The organism is Streptomyces sp. NPDC028907 (assembly GCF_055564995.1).
The window spans coordinates 19,115-37,387 of sequence record NZ_JBVHVE010000026.1; the positions used below are offsets into that span (position 1 = coordinate 19,115).

The 18,273-nt window shown below is 69.2% G+C and carries 16 protein-coding genes and 3 tRNA genes; 10 read left to right on the forward strand and 9 right to left on the reverse strand.

The genetic code is table 11. The features are described 5' to 3' along the window. Window positions 1–65 precede the first annotated feature (65 nt). Complete coding sequence (locus ACZ4UU_RS43275) at window positions 66–710, forward strand: uracil-DNA glycosylase (protein ID WP_471908941.1); 645 nt, start codon at window positions 66–68, stop codon at window positions 708–710. A gap of 165 nt (window positions 711–875) precedes the next feature. Here the strand turns inward: ACZ4UU_RS43275 and ACZ4UU_RS43280 are convergent, their stop codons facing one another. Continuing rightward, complete coding sequence (locus tag ACZ4UU_RS43280; protein ID WP_471908942.1) at window positions 876–1,409, reverse strand: hypothetical protein; 534 nt, start codon at window positions 1,407–1,409, stop codon at window positions 876–878. A gap of 142 nt (window positions 1,410–1,551) precedes the next feature. On the opposite strand from ACZ4UU_RS43280, the gene ACZ4UU_RS43285 reads away from it, so the two are divergent. The 3 genes from ACZ4UU_RS43285 to ACZ4UU_RS43295 are packed head-to-tail and all read left to right on the forward strand — an operon-like array spanning window position 1,552 to window position 2,971. Next, window positions 1,552–2,334, forward strand: a complete 783-nt coding sequence (locus ACZ4UU_RS43285; RefSeq protein WP_471908943.1) for a hypothetical protein — start codon at window positions 1,552–1,554, stop codon at window positions 2,332–2,334. A 49-nt stretch (window positions 2,335–2,383) separates the two neighbouring features. Continuing rightward, a complete protein-coding gene (locus tag ACZ4UU_RS43290) occupies window positions 2,384–2,779 on the forward strand; it encodes a hypothetical protein (protein ID WP_471908944.1) in 396 nt (131 codons plus the stop codon). Window positions 2,780–2,818: 39 nt separating this feature from the next. Then, window positions 2,819–2,971, forward strand: coding sequence for a PmrA (locus ACZ4UU_RS43295; RefSeq protein ID WP_471908945.1), 153 nt, complete (start codon window positions 2,819–2,821; stop codon window positions 2,969–2,971). 58 nt (window positions 2,972–3,029) lie between these two features. Here ACZ4UU_RS43295 and ACZ4UU_RS43300 read toward each other — a convergent pair whose 3' ends face one another. From ACZ4UU_RS43300 to ACZ4UU_RS43320, 5 genes are all read right to left on the reverse strand, one after another. Then, window positions 3,030–3,539, reverse strand: coding sequence for a transposase (locus ACZ4UU_RS43300; protein WP_471908946.1), 510 nt, complete (start codon window positions 3,537–3,539; stop codon window positions 3,030–3,032). Between the two features lie 508 nt (window positions 3,540–4,047). Further along, a complete protein-coding gene (locus tag ACZ4UU_RS43305; RefSeq protein WP_471908947.1) occupies window positions 4,048–5,415 on the reverse strand; it encodes a tyrosine-type recombinase/integrase in 1,368 nt (455 codons plus the stop codon). After that, a tRNA-Ile gene (locus tag ACZ4UU_RS43310) sits at window positions 5,388–5,464 on the reverse strand. Before ACZ4UU_RS43310 ends, ACZ4UU_RS43305 begins: the two co-directional genes overlap by 28 nt. A 178-nt stretch (window positions 5,465–5,642) precedes the next feature. Next, a tRNA-Asn gene (locus ACZ4UU_RS43315) sits at window positions 5,643–5,715 on the reverse strand. Between the two features lie 5 nt (window positions 5,716–5,720). Further along, window positions 5,721–5,793: transfer RNA gene (locus ACZ4UU_RS43320), tRNA-Asn, on the reverse strand. A gap of 160 nt (window positions 5,794–5,953) precedes the next feature. On the opposite strand from ACZ4UU_RS43320, the gene ACZ4UU_RS43325 reads away from it, so the two are divergent. The 4 genes from ACZ4UU_RS43325 to ACZ4UU_RS43340 all read left to right on the forward strand — a co-directional run bounded on the left by ACZ4UU_RS43325 (window position 5,954) and on the right by ACZ4UU_RS43340 (window position 11,754). Further along, complete coding sequence (locus tag ACZ4UU_RS43325; protein ID WP_471908948.1) at window positions 5,954–6,262, forward strand: YtxH domain-containing protein; 309 nt, start codon at window positions 5,954–5,956, stop codon at window positions 6,260–6,262. A 201-nt stretch (window positions 6,263–6,463) separates the two neighbouring features. Beyond that, on the forward strand, window positions 6,464–7,921 hold the full coding sequence (locus tag ACZ4UU_RS43330) for a xylulokinase (protein ID WP_471908949.1): 1,458 nt from the start codon (window positions 6,464–6,466) through the stop codon (window positions 7,919–7,921). 171 nt (window positions 7,922–8,092) lie between these two features. Next, entirely contained in the window at window positions 8,093–9,826 is a 1,734-nt protein-coding gene (locus ACZ4UU_RS43335) for an ABC transporter ATP-binding protein (RefSeq protein ID WP_471908950.1), read from the forward strand. Further along, on the forward strand, window positions 9,826–11,754 hold the full coding sequence (locus ACZ4UU_RS43340; RefSeq protein ID WP_471908951.1) for an ABC transporter ATP-binding protein: 1,929 nt from the start codon (window positions 9,826–9,828) through the stop codon (window positions 11,752–11,754). The genes ACZ4UU_RS43335 and ACZ4UU_RS43340 overlap by 1 nt, the downstream gene beginning before the upstream one ends. Before the next feature lie 131 nt (window positions 11,755–11,885). Here the strand turns inward: ACZ4UU_RS43340 and ACZ4UU_RS43345 are convergent, their stop codons facing one another. Next, window positions 11,886–13,202 (reverse strand): RNA polymerase sigma factor, encoded by a 1,317-nt coding sequence (locus tag ACZ4UU_RS43345; RefSeq protein WP_471908952.1) that lies wholly within the window; start codon window positions 13,200–13,202, stop codon window positions 11,886–11,888. A 138-nt stretch (window positions 13,203–13,340) separates the two neighbouring features. Here ACZ4UU_RS43345 and ACZ4UU_RS43350 point away from each other — a divergent pair, with 138 nt between their 5' ends. Both ACZ4UU_RS43350 and ACZ4UU_RS43355 read left to right on the forward strand, forming a co-directional pair. After that, window positions 13,341–13,979 carry a hypothetical protein gene (locus ACZ4UU_RS43350; protein ID WP_471908953.1) on the forward strand — a complete coding sequence of 213 codons (639 nt, stop codon included), beginning with the start codon at window positions 13,341–13,343 and terminating at the stop codon, window positions 13,977–13,979. Continuing rightward, a complete protein-coding gene (locus tag ACZ4UU_RS43355; protein WP_471908954.1) occupies window positions 13,976–14,980 on the forward strand; it encodes a nucleotidyl transferase AbiEii/AbiGii toxin family protein in 1,005 nt (334 codons plus the stop codon). Before ACZ4UU_RS43350 ends, ACZ4UU_RS43355 begins: the two co-directional genes overlap by 4 nt. Here ACZ4UU_RS43355 and dnaG read toward each other — a convergent pair. Together dnaG and ACZ4UU_RS43365 are read right to left on the reverse strand one after the other, a co-directional pair. Further along, the gene (gene dnaG / locus ACZ4UU_RS43360; RefSeq protein ID WP_471908955.1) at window positions 14,951–16,855 is read right to left on the reverse strand and encodes a DNA primase; all 1,905 of its coding nucleotides are present in this window, start codon (window positions 16,853–16,855) and stop codon (window positions 14,951–14,953) included. The two genes, ACZ4UU_RS43355 and dnaG, sit on opposite strands and share 30 nt — an antisense overlap. 79 nt (window positions 16,856–16,934) lie before the next feature. Then, window positions 16,935–18,200 (reverse strand): NAD(P)/FAD-dependent oxidoreductase, encoded by a 1,266-nt coding sequence (locus ACZ4UU_RS43365; RefSeq protein WP_471908956.1) that lies wholly within the window; start codon window positions 18,198–18,200, stop codon window positions 16,935–16,937. Window positions 18,201–18,273 lie beyond the last annotated feature (73 nt).

Genomic DNA, 18,273 nt, shown 5'->3' on the forward strand with positions numbered 1-18,273 from the left:
CTCACTGTCAGACCTGCCCAGTAGGGTCCCCGCGATGGTGTAAGCCTGTGTTTGTTGGAGGAAGCATGGCAAGACGGATGCGTGACGAGGCGTTCCGGATAGAGCAGGAGCAGGGACGCTACGCCACCCATGTGCGTCCGATCAACGAGATGGTCGACGCCTTGCGTGACCAGGACGGGCGCGGCTGGATGCCGCACGTTGCCCCCTGGCACGGGGGAGCGGAGGCGCGCGTCTTGTCCGTTCTGCGGGATCCGGGCCCCAAAACGCTGGACGGCGTCGGCTCCGGGTTCCTGTGCGTCGAGAACGACGATCCGACAGCGGAGCTTCAGGCCCAGATCTTCGAGGGGGTGGGGATCGCGCCGCGAGACGTCACCCCTTGGAACGCCTACCCCTGGTACATCAACCGCTCACCGAAGGCGGCCGAGCTCCAGGCCGGCGTTGAGGTCCTGCGCCAGCTGCTGGAATTGATGCCGAAGACCGAGGTCGTGCTTCTCCAGGGCAACGAAGCCCAGGACGTGTGGCGCCGCCTGCTCAAGACGCACCCCTGCGCCGTCCAGGACCGGGCGCTAGAGGTGGTCAGTACCTACCACCCTGGACGGCAGGCCCTCTTCGTAAAGGATTCAGAGGAACGCGCCCGCCGCGCCCAGCACAGAATCGACTCCTACCGGAGCGTCGGTGACGTGCTCCGAAGGGCTGGCGGGCAGCAGTAGGGGTGTCGCCGAGGTAGGGGGTTCAGCCAAGGTCACCCCAAGACCGCCACGGGATGATCTTGGTGAATCAGAGTGCAGCACGGCGGGGTCATGCTCGCCTTCCTGTACCGCGCCCAGGGGCCGCTGGCGCGCAGCATCTGGGGCGCGGTACAAGGGTGACCGGGATTAGTTGAGGCCGGCGTCTGTCTCCGGAGTCTTTCGGGCGTTGTTCCTGAGGTTGGCGAAGGGCAGTGCTCCTCCGTGGAGTTCTTTGAACTCGTCGATCAGGTCCTGCTCGGCCTCGCCCGCGTCTTCCTCGGTCATCGGCCGCCAGGCGACGAGCAGTGCGTCCGAGTCGGCCAGCTGCCAGATGTAGCGGCCGCCCCAGTGGCCGGCCAGCAGACCGGTGCCGTGGCGGCGGTAGTCGGCAAGCCTCTGATTCAGTCCGTCCCGGCCTGCAGCCTTGCCGATGTACACGACCGTTGCCCCGTCCACCCAGGCATCGCCGAGCTTGTCGACGGTTACAGACGGGTCGCGGCCCTTGAGGTGCCCGGCAGGGCTGGTGGGGAGGAACGACGGGGGTGAGGCGTCCGTGCGGATCACCACGTAGATTCCGTGCCCGGTGGGGACGTTACTGCCGGGCAGTTCATGGAACGGCACGAAGCCGTGGAAGCCACGTGCGGTCAGGGTCCTCTGTGTCAGCGCTGGTGTCGGGCTCATGCCAGGCATCGTGCCAGGCACATCTGACAGTCCTCGGCGGTAGGTGTCGTACCGCAGCCGAGCGGGGGCAGGTCAACGACCTGCCCCCGCTCGGGCTTGGTGGGCTTGGTTCGACAGGCTCTCCCCATAACCTCAGCACAAGGTGGATGATGTCCAGCGATTCGCGACTCCTAGGGAGACCATGAACGCCCGAACGATGGCTACCGCCGCGCTGCTCATAGCCAGCCTCACCGCGTGCGGCAGTGGCAATGACAGCAAGCCGACCGCCGCACCGAGCGCAGCCGAGCCTGCCGCCACCGAAACCGGCATCAGCAAAGCGTGCGCGGACGCCGTCTTCGACCTGATGATCGACCAGGTCAATGGTGCCGACACCCCGGACTCCCGGCCCGACGCCTGCGCCGACCTCACGGACGAACAGTGGTCGCAGGCCGTTGACGAAGCAGGCGACAAGGTCCTCGCGGCAGGAGGAGCGACCAGCGGCGAAGCCGGCACTGAGGCGCCTGCCGAAGCCCAGTTCAAGGTCGGGGAGGAGGCGCGCAATCGAGGCACCGTCGTCACGATCAAGAAGGTCCGAGAGGCCAACAGCATCACCTTCGACGGAGCCGTCAAACAGGCCGGCGCAGACGCCAAGTATGTGGTCCTTGAGACTGTCGTCCGCAACGAGACCAAGGCCAGCATGGACCTCACGTGCTCGCTGCCCATCGTCAATGCGCTGATCGATGACCAGGACCGGCGTTTCGACACGATCGAGGACCTGTCCGACGTCCAGGGGAACCCCGAGTGCAACGCTCAGCTGCAGCCTGGCTTCAAGGACGAGATGAAGTTCGTGTACCGCGTGCCTAAACACGCGAACATCGTGCTGTGGGAGTTCGAGGAGTACGACCTGGAGGCCGAGGTGGCGCCCTCCCTCGTCGACCTCGCCTGATCCCCCGAGGGCGACATGCCTCCGCAGCCGACAATATGGGAACAACACCTTGGGTAGATCCAGAAACAACGATGCCAGTGACAGCTGCATAGGCATCGTCGTACTCGGCCTCATCATCGCCTTCTTTGTCTACAAGTGCGACGCCGACGAGCTGGGGTCAGAGCCCTCGCCACGCCCTGCTGTGACAGTGACTGAAACCGTCTCTCCGCCCGATGACCCACCGGCGGAGGAAACGGAACAGCCCGCACCACCGGAGGCAGAGGAAGAGGAAGACCACACTGACGGGCCAGGCGGCCAGGACTCCGACGGCCAGGTAGGCATCCAGTTCGGATACGCCTGCTCCCCTGTCGACGCGCTTGGCGTCGCCGGAGACGGACGTCCTGCCAAGTGCTTCATGGGCAAGGACGGCAGGGCTCGGTGGGGCTATGACTCGAACCGCGGGTAGTTCCTCGGTCTGGAGGTCGTTCACCTCGTCCTCAATGAGGTGAACGAGGGCGGCACCTCCACCCCGATGCTGCTGGCCCGCTCCCGCCACGCCTCCGTCCGTTCCCTGGAGCGGTACGCCCGCCCCGGCGTCGACGCGGTTGCCCGGCACGTCGCGGAGCGCGACCCCGCTGCACGTCGCCGGAACCGGTAGCGGACGTGGCTTTACCTTGCACCGTGGGTCAGAGATAGGAGACCGGGGCCTAAAAGGACTAGATGGTCTCGTGGGCCAGGTGGCGGTCCGGCTCGTCCGGGAAAACCGAGCGCAGGACCTGGCTGATCTGCTCGGGGCTCCAGCGCCGGTCGAGGTGCTGCTGGATGAACTCCTTCAGCTCCGGGTCGCGCCGTATCTTGCCTTCCTTGGAGCGAGCGCGGCGCACGCCGGCTCGGCGTTGGGCCTGGAACGGGTGGTACTTGTCGGTGCGCGGGTCGCGGTTGCGGCGCACCTCACGGCTGATCGTGGCCGGGTCCCGGCCGAGCTCACGGGCGATGGAGCGCAGGGACTTCTTGGCCCGCAGCAGGTCGGCGATGACGATCCGCTCCTCCTCCGACAGGAACCGCGGCGAGCCCTCGCCGGTGTCCCGCTCCTCGGTGATGGGCGGGTAGACGTGCTCGCGTCCGGACCGATCGACGACCTTCCGTCCGTACCGCCAGCGGTTCCCCGTCTTGCGGTTGATGCCCACCTCGCGGCACGCAGTTGAGTTGCTCAATCCCTGCGCCATGAGCCGAAGGTATTGGTCACGCTTCTCCGCCAAAGGGGCAGGTCCACGCTTCTTGTAGTTCCGCCGCGGCTTGGTCAATGCAACACCCCTCAGGGTCTGGTGTTGCGACCACCTCTAGAACCCAAGGTTGTCGAACGGGGCCGACTGACATTGTCGAAGCCAACCGCAGGAAGCCAGCGCGCCAGCGCCTCGGCGGACGCGGGAGCGAGGCGTGGCCGTGCAGTCCCGCGGGTGTCGGCGGCGGCTGAACTCTGATTCGAGCGACGCCGAGAACCTCAGGACCTGGCGACTACAAGGTCCGGGTGCGCACGCCCAGGGACCGAAACGGAGGACAAGCAGGAGGTCCCCCAGTCCCCCGCTCTTCTGAGGCATGTCGACCAGCCGTCAAACGGTGGACCGACGCCCCCGGGCACTCGGCCCGACCCAGGCGAAGATGGGTCGGACCAGCGTCGGCGAGGTTTCGAACTACAGGTACCGATAGCAGCCAGGCGTCTACCCGGCCGAGCTCTCAGGCAGCTTCGGCAAGGGCTTGTGACACCGTCGCGGCCATCGCCCACTCGACGGCTGCCACGACCTCGTCGTCCGAGGATGCCAGCAGGTGTCCGTACCGATCGACCGTGGTCGTGATCGACTCGTGGCCCAAGCGCGCCTGAATCACGGGCAGCGGGACCTTGCCGGCGATCAGCCACGACGCATGAGTATGGCGCAGATCGTGGATACGCGGACGCTTGGTGAGACCGGCGGCGTTGGCCGCGTCCAGGGCCGGCTTCCAGCGGTGCGCGTAGAAGACGCCGGAGTGCCAGGCGCCGCCTTCGGGAGCCGTGAAGATCAGGTCGGACGGGCCCTTACCCATGATGAGCCGCTGAAACAGCGTCACCTGGTCGGGGGTGAGCACGAGCGTCCTGCGCGACTTCTTCGTCTTCGGCGCGCCCAGGAAGGTCCCGCCGCCCTCGCCCCGCCTCTTCCAAGCGCGCTGGACGCGCATCGTCGGCCTCTTGGACAGGAGCGTGAGGTCCTTGCGTTGAAGTGCTGTGACCTCACCCCATCGGAGGCCGGTGCTCACCAGGACGTCCACGATGTCCACCGCGTCGGCACGTATGTGCTTCCGCAGGAGTGCGAACTCCTCAGGTTCGAGGAACACTTCGTCGTCCTCGGTGTCGTTCCCCTTGGGCAGCTTGGTGTGCGCGCACGGGTTCGAGTCGCGCAGCGCCGGATCGGCGTCAACGGCCGACTGGAGGATGCCGAAGAGCAGCCCGTGCAGGTTGGCGATCGTCTTCCGCGCGTAGGCGCGACGCTTGGTTCCCGGCGGGTGGAGCGGGCCGGGCTTCCCGTCCTTGAGGTCCAGGATCCACTGGCTGACGTGGTCGCGGGTGATCTTGGGTCCCCGACTGGAGACCGATAGCTCTCCGAACCAGGGGATCATGTGGCGGTCGATGAACCGGGTGTAGTTGATTCGCGTGTGGTCCGATATATCAGTCAGCAGTGCTACGTGAGCATGGGCGTACACCCGGAACATTTCCGAGTCCGGCACAGAGTCCTCGTCCGGCTCGACGAATCCGACCCCCTTCACCCAACCCGGCGGCCATTGCTGTCCGTGACCATTGACGAGGTCGCGGAAACGTTTCGCCACATCCTCGTCATCAAAGGTCTCTCGCCGAGTCTTGCCCGTTCGGGAGCCGCCGGCTCGCCACATCACGGTGTAGGAGGGGTCACCGCCAAGGCGCTCATTGGTCCTGATGTAAGCCATGCGAAGGAGCTTACGGCGGGTCGGTGCAGCGTTCGTGCAGCGAACGCCGCTGTCCGACCGGCATTGCAACAACGTTTCCGCAGGTCGGGACGTTTCTGCTGTGGTGGGGCGGGTGGGACTCGAACCCACGGCCGACGGATTATGAGTCCGCTGCTCTAACCGGCTGAGCTACCGCCCCATAGCGGCGTGTCGCGTACATGTGTGCGCGCCGTCTGCCGCAGCATAGCCGCTCATACGATCTCCTGCTTCGTGTGGTCGACTTCGCATGCCCTGAAGGACTCCCCTGCGACCTGCACGGTTCCAGGAGATGAACCCGAACATGAAAAAGGACCCCTACGGGGCCCTCGTTCAGGATGCTCCCCCGACTGGACTCGAACCAGTAACCTGCCGGTTAACAGCCGGCTGCTCTGCCAATTGAGCTACGGAGGACCGAGCTCCCCGGACTGGACTCGAACCAGTAACCTGCCGGTTAACAGCCGGCTGCTCTGCCAATTGAGCTACCGAGGAAGGTCTCGTTTTGCATCGAACGTACCTACCTGGGTATTCGCCAGGGGGCGTGCGCTCGCTGCGACACATACATTAGCGCAAGCAGGGGGGTGCTCCGCCAATCGGTTCCCCCCGGCACCGACGCCGCACCAGGGACCTACGCAAGGGAAGGGTGGCAGCCATGCGCTACCGGCTCACGTTCGTCATCGGACTCGCCGTCGGTTACGTGCTCGGCACACGCGCCGGACGCGAGCGCTACGAGCAGCTCAAGAAGACGGCCCGGGAGATCTCCCAGAACCCCGCCGTCCGCAACACCGCCGAGTCGGCCGCCCAGCAGGGCCGCCACTTCGCGGGCAAGGCCTACCACACGGTCAGCGAGAAGGTCGGCGACCGGGTCCCGGAGACGGTGGCCGCCCGAGTCCGCTCCCTACGAGAACGCAGCGCCCACAACGGAGGCGCCGAGGACGACTGGGGAACCAGCAACACGTAGGGGGTACGTCTTGGGCGCATGGATCGGCAGCACCTCCTGGGCTCCGGAGACTGCACGCCCCCAGGGGCGCGGGGCTGTGTCGATATGCGGCTCCGCCACGGAGCGCGACCAGCCCCCACCGAACCCGCAGCCGAAAGCCGCCCCGAACCCCCACCACGCCCACGGCCCAAGCCAGCGCAGCGCTACGGCACAATTTGGGCCATGGGGATAGTCGCCGGGCTGGACAGTTCGCCCGATTTCACGCGCATCGTCGTATGCGACACGGACTCAGGGGCCGTGCTCAGGCAGGGGTACGCCCCGCATCCGGTGGACGCGCCGGAGGGCGGCGGCGCCCGGCCTTCCGACGTCGATCCGCAGGCCTGGCTGCTGTCCCTCGGGGAGGCGGCCGGCGGCGGGCTGCTCGAAGGTGTGCAGGCCATCGGGGTGTCGGCGCAGCAGAACGCGGTGGTCCCGCTCGACGCGCAGGGCAACACCGTGCGTCCGGCGATGGTCGGCGGCGACAAGCGGGCGCAGGTGGCGGCAGCCGATCTGGTCGACGCGCTGGGCGGCCGGGAGGCGTGGGCGCAGGCCGTGGGGTGTGTGCCGCAGGCCGCGCAGCCGGTGACCAAGCTGCGGTGGATGGCGAAGACCGAGCCGGAGAACGCCGTACGCGCCGCCGTCCTCATGCAGGCGCACGACTGGCTGGTGTGGCAGCTGCTCGGGCGGCCCGTGAGAAGGACCACAGATCGGGGCGGGGCCTCCGGGACGGGGTACTGGTCCGCGGCCACCGGCGCCTACCGCGGTGATCTCGTCGAGCTGGCGCTCGGCCATCAGGCGATGCTGCCCGAGGTGATCGGGCCGGCGGAGGCGGCCGGTACGACCCCGGAAGGGCTTCTCATCTCCGCCGGGACCGGCGAGACCATGGCCGCCGCGTTCGGGCTCGGCATCGGGCTGGGGGACGCGGTCGTGTCGCTCGGGGCGTCGGGTTCTGTCATGGCCGTGCATCCCGAGGCGCTCGTCGACAGCTCCGGGATGATCACCTCCCTGGCCGACGCGACCGGCATGCATCTCCCGGTCGTCACCACCCTCAATGCCGTACGGACCCTGCGCGGCGCGGCGGAACTGCTCGGGGTGCCCGATCTGGAGGGGCTGTCCGATCTGGCGATGAAGTCGACGCCGGGGGCGCACGGGCTGGTCCTGCTGCCGTATCTGGAGGGTGAGCGGACGCCGAGTCTGCCGCACACCGCGGGCACGCTGGCGGGGCTGCGGCGGGAGTCGATGAAGCCGGAGCATCTGGCGCGGGCCGCGTTCGAGGGCATGCTGTGCGGGTTGGCGGACGCGTTGGACGTGCTGCGCGGCCGGGGCGTCGAGGTGCGGCGGATCTTCCTGCTGGGGGCGGCGGCCGAGCTGCCCGCCGTGCAGGCGGCTGCGCCGATGCTCTTCGGCGCGCAGGTCGTCGTACCGCAGCCCGCGGACTACGCGGCGATCGGCGCGGCCCGGCAGGCCGCCTGGGCGCTCGGTGTGTCGCAGGGCACGCTCGATCCGCGTACGCCGCCGGTCTGGCAGGGTGCGGCCGCGCAGGTCCTGGAGCCGGGCGAGGAGCTGGCCGTGGGGCAGGCGGTGCGGCAGCAGTTCGTGTCGGTGCGGGAGCAGACGCATCCCGGGGCGTTCCGGGCGTAGGGCCGACGGAGCGGAACGTAAGAAACCGGTAGGAGTCGTACCCGTAAGGCCGTACGAGGCCGCGCTGACGGCCTAATCGGTTGAGGTAACGCGGGTGGAGTGTTCGACGATAGGGGCCAAGGGCAACCAAATGCCCCCGATCGACGATCCGCCCACTCCGAGAGAAGCAGCGTGCTCATACGACTTCTGCGGACCTACCTCAGGCCCTACCGAAAACCCCTCGCCTGGCTGGTGCTGCTGCAGTTCCTGCAGACCTGCGCCACGCTCTACCTGCCCACGCTGAACGCGGACATCATCGACCAGGGCGTCGTCAACGGCGACACCGGCTACATCCTGTCCTACGGCGCCCTGATGATCGGCATCTCGCTGGCGCAGGTCGTGTGCAACATCGGCGCCGTGTACTACGGCGCCCGGACCGCGTCGGCGCTCGGCCGGGACATGCGGGCCGCCGTCTTCGACCGGGTGCAGTCGTTCTCGGCGCGGGAGGTCGGCCACTTCGGCGCGCCCTCGCTGATCACCCGGACGACCAATGACGTCCAGCAGGTGCAGATGCTGGCGCTGATGACGTTCACGCTGATGGTGTCGGCGCCGATCATGTGCGTGGGCGGCGTCGTGCTGGCCCTCGGTCTGGACGTGCCGCTGTCCGCCGTGCTGGTCGCGGTCGTGCCCGTCCTCGGCATCAGCGTGACCTTGATCGTACGGCGGCTGCGGCCGTTGTTCCGGAGCATGCAGGAGCGGCTCGACACGGTGAACCGGGTGCTGCGCGAGCAGATCACCGGCAACCGGGTGATCCGCGCGTTCGTGCGCGACGAGTACGAGCAGCAGCGGTTCCGTAAGGCCAACGCCGACCTCACCGACATGGCGATGGGCACCGGCAGGCTGCTCGCGCTGATGTTCCCGATCGTGATGACGGTGGTGAACCTGTCGTCCATCGCGGTGGTCTGGTTCGGGGCGCACCGCATCGACAGCGGCGGGATGCAGATCGGTGACCTGACCGCGTTCCTCGCCTATCTCATGCAGATCGTGATGTCCGTGATGATGGCCACCTTCATGTTCATGATGGTGCCGCGCGCGGAGGTGTGCGCCGAGCGCATCCAGGAGGTCCTGGGCACGGAGTCGAGTGTCGTACCGCCCGTGGCGCCCGTGCGGGAGCTGCGCCGGCACGGTCATCTGGAGATCCGGGGCGCGGGCTTCCGCTATCCGGGTGCCGAGGAGCCGGTGCTGAAGGCGATCGACCTGGTCGCGCTGCCGGGTGAGACGACGGCCGTGATCGGCTCGACGGGCAGCGGGAAGTCGACCCTGCTGGGGCTCGTCCCCCGGCTGTTCGACGCGACCGACGGGCGGGTGCTCGTGGACGGCGAGGACGTGTCGGCGATCGATCCCCGGCTGCTGGCGAAGACCGTCAGCCTCGTCCCGCAGAAGCCCTACCTGTTCGCCGGGACCGTGGCGACCAACCTTCGCTACGGCAATCCGGACGCAACGGACGAGGAACTGTGGCACGCGCTGGAGGTGGCGCAGGCCAAGGAGTTCGTGGAGCGGCTGGAGAACGGGCTCGACTCCCCCATCGCGCAGGGCGGCACGAACGTCTCCGGCGGTCAGCGCCAGCGCCTCGCCATCGCGCGGACCCTCGTACAGCGCCCGGAGATCTACCTCTTCGACGACTCCTTCTCCGCCCTCGACTACGCCACCGACGCGGCGCTGCGGGCGGCGCTCGCGCGGGAGACCGCCGAGGCGACCGTCGTCATCGTCGCCCAGCGGGTGGCGACCATCCGGGACGCGGACCGGATCGTCGTCCTCGACGAGGGGCGGGTCGTCGGCACGGGCCGGCACCACGAGCTGATGGCGGACAACGAGACCTACCGGGAGATCGTGCTCTCCCAGCTGACGGAAGCGGAGGCTGCCTGATGGCCGGGCCCATGGGACGGATGATGGCCGGGGGCGGTCCTGATCAGCGCTCGCTGGACTTCAAGGTGTCCGGCAAACGGCTCGTCGCGCAGTTCAAGCCGGAGCGGCTCACCATCTACGCGCTGCTGCTCTGTGTGATCGTGAGCGTGGGCCTGTCGGTCGCCGGGCCGAAGATCCTCGGTGAGGCGACCGACCTGGTCTTCGCGGGCATCGTCGGGCGGCAGTTCGAGCCCGGGATGACCAAGGCGCAGGTCCTCGCCGCGATGCGGGAGCGCGGCGACGGCCAGGTCGCCGACATGCTGCGCGGCACCGACTTCACGCCGGGCGAGGGCATCGACTTCGGCGCGGTGGGGAACGTACTGCTGTTCGCGCTCGCCGTGTTCCTCGTCGCCGGTCTGCTGATGGCGGTGGCGACGCGGCTGGTGAACCGGGCCGTGAACCGGACGATGTTCCGGATGCGCGAGGACATGCAGGCGAAGCTGTCGCGGCTGCCGCTGTCGTACTTCGACAAGCGTCAGCGCGGTGAGGTGCTGTCCCGTGCGACGAACGACATCGACAACATCGGGCAGACGCTCCAGCAGTCGATGGGGCAGCTCATCAACTCGGTGCTGACCATCGTCGGTGTGCTGGCGATGATGTTCTGGGTGTCGTGGCTGCTGGCGCTGGTCGCGCTGGTGACCGTGCCGCTGTCGTTCGTGGTCGCCACGCGGGTCGGCAAGCGGTCGCAGCCGCACTTCGTGCAGCAGTGGCGCTCCACCGGCAAGCTCAACGCGCATGTCGAGGAGATGTACACCGGGCACACCCTGGTGAAGGTGTTCGGGCGGCAGGAGGAGTCGGCGAAGCAGTTCGCCGAGCAGAACGACGCGCTGTACGAGGCCGGGTTCAAGGCGCAGTTCAACAGCGGTGTGATGCAGCCGCTGATGCTGTTCGTGTCGAACATCAACTACGTCCTCGTCGCGGTCGTCGGCGGCCTGCGGGTCGCGTCCGGCTCGCTGTCGATCGGTGACGTGCAGGCCTTCATCCAGTACTCGCGGCAGTTCTCGATGCCGCTGACGCAGGTCGCGTCGATGGCGAACCTCGTGCAGTCGGGTGTCGCGTCGGCCGAGCGGATCTTCGAACTCCTGGACGCGGAGGAGCAGGAGGCGGATCCGGTGCCGGGGGTCCGGCCGGAGGAGCTGCGGGGCCGGGTGGCGCTGGAGGGCGTGTCCTTCCGGTACGACCCCGAGAAGCCGCTGATCGAGGACCTGTCGCTGGCGGTGGACCCCGGGCACACGGTCGCGATCGTCGGCCCGACGGGCGCCGGGAAGACGACGCTGGTGAACCTGCTGATGCGTTTCTACGACGTGTCGGAGGGCCGCATCACGCTCGACGGCGTCGACATCTCCCGGATGTCCCGGGACGAGCTGCGGGCCGGGATCGGGATGGTGCTGCAGGACACGTGGCTGTTCGGCGGCACGATCGCGGAGAACATCGCGTACGGCGCCTCCCGGGACGTGTCCCGGGGCGAGATCGAGGAGGCCGCACGGGCCGCCCACGCCGACCGGTTCATCCGGACGCTGCCCGACGGGTACGACACGGTGATCGACGACGAGGGGTCGGGGGTCAGCGCGGGTGAGAAGCAGCTGATCACGATCGCGCGGGCGTTCCTGTCCGATCCGGTGATCCTGGTGCTGGACGAGGCCACGTCGTCGGTCGACACCCGTACGGAGGTCCTGATCCAGAAGGCGATGGCGAAGCTCGCGCACGGGCGGACGTCGTTCGTGATCGCGCATCGTTTGTCGACGATCCGGGACGCGGACACGATTCTGGTGATGGAGAACGGCTCGATCGTGGAACAGGGGGCGCACGGGGAGCTGTTGGCGGCCGACGGGGCGTATGCGCGGTTGTACAAGGCGCAGTTCGCTCAGGCGGTGGCCGAGGTGGACTGAGTCGGGCGGCTGCGGGTCCGTCGTGGCTGGTCGCGCGGTTCCCCGCGCCCCTTGAGGGCGTTACCCGCACGCCCGCTTTTCAGGGGCGCGGGGAACTGCGCGACCATCCCCCACCGGACCCGCACCCGGCGTCAGTCCAGATAGCCCCTCAGCTGATCCGCGAAGGCATGGTCCCGCAGCTTGTTGAGGGTCTTCGACTCGATCTGCCGGATCCGCTCCCGCGTCACCCCGAAGATGCGGCCTATCTCCTCCAACGTGCGGGGGCGCCCGTCCGCCAGGCCGTACCTGAGTTGTACGACCTTCCGTTCCCGCTCCCCCAGCGTCGACAGCACCGCCTCCAGATGCTCCCTGAGCAGCAGGAACGCCGCCGACTCCACCGGAGACGTCGCGTCGCCGTCCTCGATGAGGTCGCCGAGGGCGACATCGTCCTCCTCGCCCACGGGCGCGTGCAGCGACACCGGTTCCTGGGCGAGCCGCAGCACCTCGCTGACCCGCTCGGGCGGGAGGTCGAGGTGGGCGGCCACCTCCTCCGGCGTCGGCTCGTAGCCGCGTTCCTGGAGCATGCGGCGCTGGACGCGGACGACCCGGTTGATCAACTCGACGACGTGGACCGGCACCCGGATGGTGCGGGCCTGGTCGGCGAGGGCGCGGGACATGGCCTGGCGGATCCACCAGGTGGCGTACGTCGAGAACTTGTAGCCGCGCGCGTAGTCGAACTTCTCGACCGCGCGGATCAGCCCCAGGTTCCCCTCCTGGACCAGGTCCAGCATGGTCAGGCCCCGCCCGACGTACCGCTTCGCCACCGAGACGACCAGTCGCAGGTTCGCCTCGATGAGACGCCGCTTGGCCATGCGGCCCATCACGACCAGCCGGTCCAGGTCGAGGGCGAGCCGGCTCTCCAGGTCGGGCGTGCTGCTCAGCTTCTCCTCGGCGAACAGGCCGGCCTCGACCCGGCGGGCGAGTTCGACCTCCTCGGCCGCGGTGAGCAGCGGGATTCGGCCGATCTCCCGCAGGTACTGGCGGAACAGGTCGGAGGAGGGGCCGCTGGTGTCGGCGGCACGGGCGCGGGCCGGCACCGGTGCTTCGACCGGCTCGGGGGCACCGGCGGCGTCGGCGTCCAGGGCGTCGGCGGGCGGTTCCGCCGGCTCCGGCGAGACCTCCGGCTCCGCCTCCGGGTGGCGCGCGACACGGCTCTGCGGCGGCACCGCGACGAGAACGTCGGTCTCCGCGTCCGGCTCCGTGCCGTCCGTACTGCTGTCGGTCTGGCTGAGGGTCTGGGTCTGCACGGGGGCGACCTCCAGGATGATCGCTGCCGAGGCGTACGGCAGCGCTGCTTCGAGGGCGGAGTCGGCGGCCTCGCCGCTGTCCGTCCCGTACGCGATGAGCGGAACCGCGGGGGTGTGGGAACCGTGGGGAACGGATCGGCCGCGCTCCGAGGACTCAGGCACCGGAACCCAGTGTGGAGTACGACACATCGCCGCCACGAGGGGCGTGCGGTGACTTTTTGCGTCCGGTCCGTGACCGCGTGGTACAGCCGCCCGCAAAACCCGGGTGCCCGCGCCGGGCCGGTCTGGCACGATTCCGCAGTGTCCGGATCCTTGTACGAAACCCATGTGACGGTCCGCTGCGACAGCGCGGCCGAGTCCGAACGGCTGCGCCGATGGGCGGCCGCCGCAGGTCTGAAGCTCACCTGTATCGAACTGGCCCGTGGCCGGATGCCGTCGCAGCCGATGCTCACCCTGACCGGCTCCCCCTCGCGGTCCGCGGCGACGGCCGGCGCCGAGGAGGTCGTGGCGCGGCTGCGGGCGGACGGGTTCGCCCCGGTACGGGTCAAGACGGAGTCGACGCCGTGGGCGCCGGAGGTGCCGGCCGGGCCCTGTGGCCGCGGGCAGTACTTCGAGCACCATGTGAAGCTGCGGCTGCCCGCGGACATGGACCTCGGTGTCCTGGCCGGCAAGGTGGCGCCGCACGGCGCGCATCTGTCGTGGAACGCGCGGCGGGTCCTCGGTGCCGGGCGGCACGAGCGGTTCGTGACCCAGCGGTGCCGCGGGGTGGACGCCGAGGGCGCCGGACTTGCGCTCGACGCGCTGCTGGCCGAGCTCAAGGGGCTCGAAGTGGTGGACGTGGAGCGGGAGTTCGTGCTGTACGACAGCGATCTTTCCGTGGACGACGGGTGGATCGACGGATGGATCGAGGACGACATGACGCAAGGGGTACGACGATGAGCGGGTCCTGGCGGAACTGGAACCTGTGGCGTGACATGCCCCGGGAGGAACTGGACGACGCCACCCGGAGGGAGCGTGCGCTGCCCCTCACCCTGCGCCCCGTCCCCGGCGAGGACGTCACCCAGCACCTGGTCTTCGACCCGGCCATGAAGCAGCATCAGAACGCCTATCGCGCCACCGACCCCGCCTTCACCGACCCCGCCCGCACTGATGCCTGGCGGGTGGCCCGGCGCCGGGCACTGGACCTGGTCGTCGCCGCACTGGCGGGGTCGGAGTGGGTCGACGCGCTGGTGCTGCGCGGCAGCGTGCTGATGGCCGCCTGGTTCGGCGAGGCCGCCCGCGAGCCCGGTGACCTGGACTTCGTCGTCGTACCGCACACCTGGAAGATGGACGACCAGCGCACCGCCCGGATGCTCGACGGGATCGCGCGGGCCGCGCAGGAGGCGTCCGGGGACGACGTCCGGGTCTCGGCGCAGGGCGCTGTCGTGGAGGACATCTGGACCTATGAGCGGGTGCCCGGCCGCCGCATGGTGCTGCCGTGGAGCGCGCCCGGCCTGCCCGACGGCCACGTCCAGCTCGACTTCGTCTTCAACGAGAGGCTGCCCGAACCGCCCGAGCTCGTGGAGCTGCCCGGCGGTGCCGTCGTGCAGGCGGCCACACCCGCGCTGTCGCTGGCCTGGAAGATGATGTGGCTGATCAACGACGCCTATGCGCAGGGCAAGGACCTGTACGACGCGGTTCTGCTCGCCGAGCGCCACCCCCTGCCCTACGAGCTGCTGCACGAGGTCTTCCGGCTCACGGGCGAGTGGCCCTACCCCAGCCGGCAGTACGTCACCCTCGACGACGTGGTGGAGCTGCTGCGGTACGTCGAGTGGAACCACTTCGTCGTCGAGTACCCGCAGTACGCCGACGACGAGCAGGCCTTCGTGGACCGGCTGATCCGGGCGGTGACGCCGACCTTCGCGGGGCGCTCAGAGGGCGGCGGCGCCCTGGACGCGTAGCGCCTGGTCGTACTGCTGCAACACCCACAGCTCGTTCTGCACGGCGGCCAGTTGGGCCGGGTCGCCGCCCGCGCCCAGCCGGGTCAGCTGGCTCTGGATGTCACGGACCCGGCGCTCTACTGCGCGCCGTCGCACGGTGACGAGCTGTTCGCCGGCGTAGTTCTCGTCGACCGTCCTGCGCATGATCGCCTCGACCGCGAGCTCCGTGACCATCGCGCGGACCTGGTCGTCGGGGGCGGCGTCCCGGACGCGGACCAGGTACTCCTGAGCGTCCTGGATGCCGTACTCCGCGCCGCCCGCGTCCATGATCGCCTGGCGTACGGCGGCGTAGGGCGCCGCGGTGAACTCGTCGACGCCGTACGCGTCGAACGCCGGGGAGACCAGCTCGGGGCGCTGGAGGGCGAGTTTGAGGAGTTCGCGTTCGGTGGCGTAGACGGGGTTGCGCAGGGTCAGGGCGGGGCCGGAGGTGCGGGACGCGGGGGCGGCGTCGTACGGCTGCTGCGGGTCGCGGGAGGCCGGCGCCGGGCCGCGGCCGCCCCGGTCCCTCGCCCAACGCGCCAGCTGGGCCACCCGCTTGACCACGAACTGGGTGTCCAGGATGCCGAGCATGCCCGCGAGCTGGACGGCGACCTCGTGCTGGGCGCCGCTGTTCTTGATGCGGGCGACGATCGGGGCCGCCTCGTCCAGTGCGGAGGCACGGCCCGCCGGGGTGTCCAGGTCGTAGCGGAGGACGATCTGGCGGAGTGCGAACTCGAACAGCGGGGTGCGCGGTTCGGCCAGGTCGGCGACCGCGTCGTCGCCCTTCGCCAGGCGCAGTTCGCAGGGGTCCATGCCGTCCGGCGCGATGGCGATGTACGTCTCCGCGGCGAACTTCTGGTCGTCCTCGAAGGCGCGCAGGGCCGCCTTCTGGCCGGCCGCGTCGCCGTCGAAGGTGAAGATGACGCGGGCCGAGCCGTTGTCCATCAGCAGCCGGCGGAGGATCTTGATGTGGTCGCCGCCGAAGGCCGTGCCGCAGGTGGCGATGGCGGTGGTGACGCCGGCCAGGTGGCAGGCCATGACGTCGGTGTAGCCCTCGACGACGACCGCTCGGCTGGCCTTGGCGATGTCCTTCTTGGCGAGGTCGATGCCGTAGAGGACCTGGGACTTCTTGTAGATCGCCGTGTCGGGGGTGTTCAGGTACTTCGGCCCGTTGTCCGCCTCGTACAGCTTGCGCGCGCCGAAGCCGACCACGTCGCCGCCGATGTCGCGGATCGGCCACATGAGCCGGCCCCGGAAGCGGTCGATGGGACCTCGGCGCCCCTCCTGCGCCAGGCCGGACAGGAGGATCTCCTTGTCGGTGAAGCCCTTGCCGCGCAGGAAGCGGGTGAGGTGGTCCCAGCCCTGGGGGCTGTAGCCGACGCCGAAGTGCACGGCGGCGGCCTGGTCGAAGCCGCGTTCGGCGAGGAAGATCCGGCCGGTGTCGGCCTCGGGGCTGGTCGCCAGCTGCTCGGCGTACCACTCGGCGGCGATCTTGTGGGCCTCGACCAGGCGGATGCGCTCGCCGCGCTGGTGGGAGGGGTTGTACCCGCCCTCCTCGTAGCGCAGGGTGATGCCGGCCTGGGCGGCGAGGCGCTCGACCGCCTCGGAGAAGGTGAGGTGGTCGACCTTCATCACGAACGTGATGGTGTCGCCGCCTTCCTGGCAGCCGAAGCAGTGGAAGAGTCCCTTGCTCGGGCTGACCTGGAAGGACGGCGACTTCTCGTCGTGGAAGGGGCACAGCCCCTTGAGGTTCCCGCCGCCCGCGTTACGCAGCTGGAGGTACTCGGACACCACGGCGTCGATCGGGACCGCGTCCCGTACCGCCTTCACGTCCTCGTCGTTGATCCGTCCTGCCACGCGTGAATTCTACGGGGGCGGACTGACACATCCGGCGCGAGCTGTGGCGCCCCACGAGACGACGCAACCGGGCAGACGCCTAGGCGATCAGTCCGTCAAGCGCGACGTGGGGATCCGCCAAGGCCTCCGTGTCGACCCGCGCCCCGGACCGGATCAATTGCTGAATCGGCTCTGTGACGTCCCACACGTTCACGTTCATCCCCGCCAGCACCCGCCCGTCCTTCATCCAGAAGGCGATGAACTCCCGCTTCCCCGCGTCCCCCCGGATCACCACCTCGTCGTACGACCCCGCGGGCGCCCACCCGGAGTACTCCATCCCCAGGTCGTACTGGTCGGAGAAGAAGTACGGCACCCGGTCGTACGTGACGTCCTGCCCGAGCATCGCCCGCGCCGCCGCCGGCCCTCCGTTCAGCGCGTTGGCCCAGTGCTCCACCCGCAGCCGGGTGTCGAAGAGGGCGTGCGGGAAGGAGGCGACGTCACCGGCGGCGTAGATGTCGGGGTCGGAGGTGCGCAGACGTTCGTCGACCACGACGCCGCGGCCGTGGGCGCGGTCGGCGATCTCCAGGCCCGCCGCCTCCGCGAGGCCGATCCGAGGGGCCGCTCCGATCGCCGCGAGGACGTCGTGCGCGGGGTGTTCCTCGCCGTCGTCGGTGCGCGCGGCCAGCACCATGCCGTCCTGGCCGACGATCTCCGTCAGCCGTCGCCCGAAGTGGAACCGCACCCCGTGCTCCCGGTGCAGCTCGGCGAAGAGACCGCCCAGCTCGGGGCCCAGCACTCCGTGCAGCGGGGTCGGGTTGTGCTCGACGACCGTGACCTCGGCGCCGTACTCGCGGGCCGCCGCCGCGACCTCCAGGCCGATCCAGCCGGCGCCGGCGATCACGATGTGTCCGTTGTCCCGGCCGAGGGAGGCGAGGACGCCCTTGAGGCGCTCGGCGTGCGCGAGGCGACGCAGATGGTGGACGCCTGCCAGGTCGGTGCCGGGGATGTCCAGGCGGCGCGGCTCGGCACCCGTGGCCAGCAGCAGCTTGTCGTAGTGGACGACGGTGCCGTCCTCGCCGAACCGCACCGTCTTCGCCGTACGGTCGATCGCGTCGACGGTCTGGCCGAGGTGCAGCTCGATGTCGTTGCGCGCGTACCAGGCGGGTTCGTGCACGAAGACGCTGTCGCGCTCCTCCTTGCCGAGGAGGTAGCCCTTGGACAGGGGCGGTCGTTCGTACGGGTGGTCGCGCTCGTCGCAGATCAGTATCACCCGCCCGGTGAAGCCCTCCGCGCGAAGGGTCTCGGCCGCCTTCGCGCCGGCGAGTCCTCCTCCGACGATGACGAATGTCTGATCCGCGTCGACCACTTGATGCCTCCTCTTAAGGGTGCCGCCACATGAGCGTCCCGCACGCAGCGTGATGCGGGAAGAGGGGGTGACC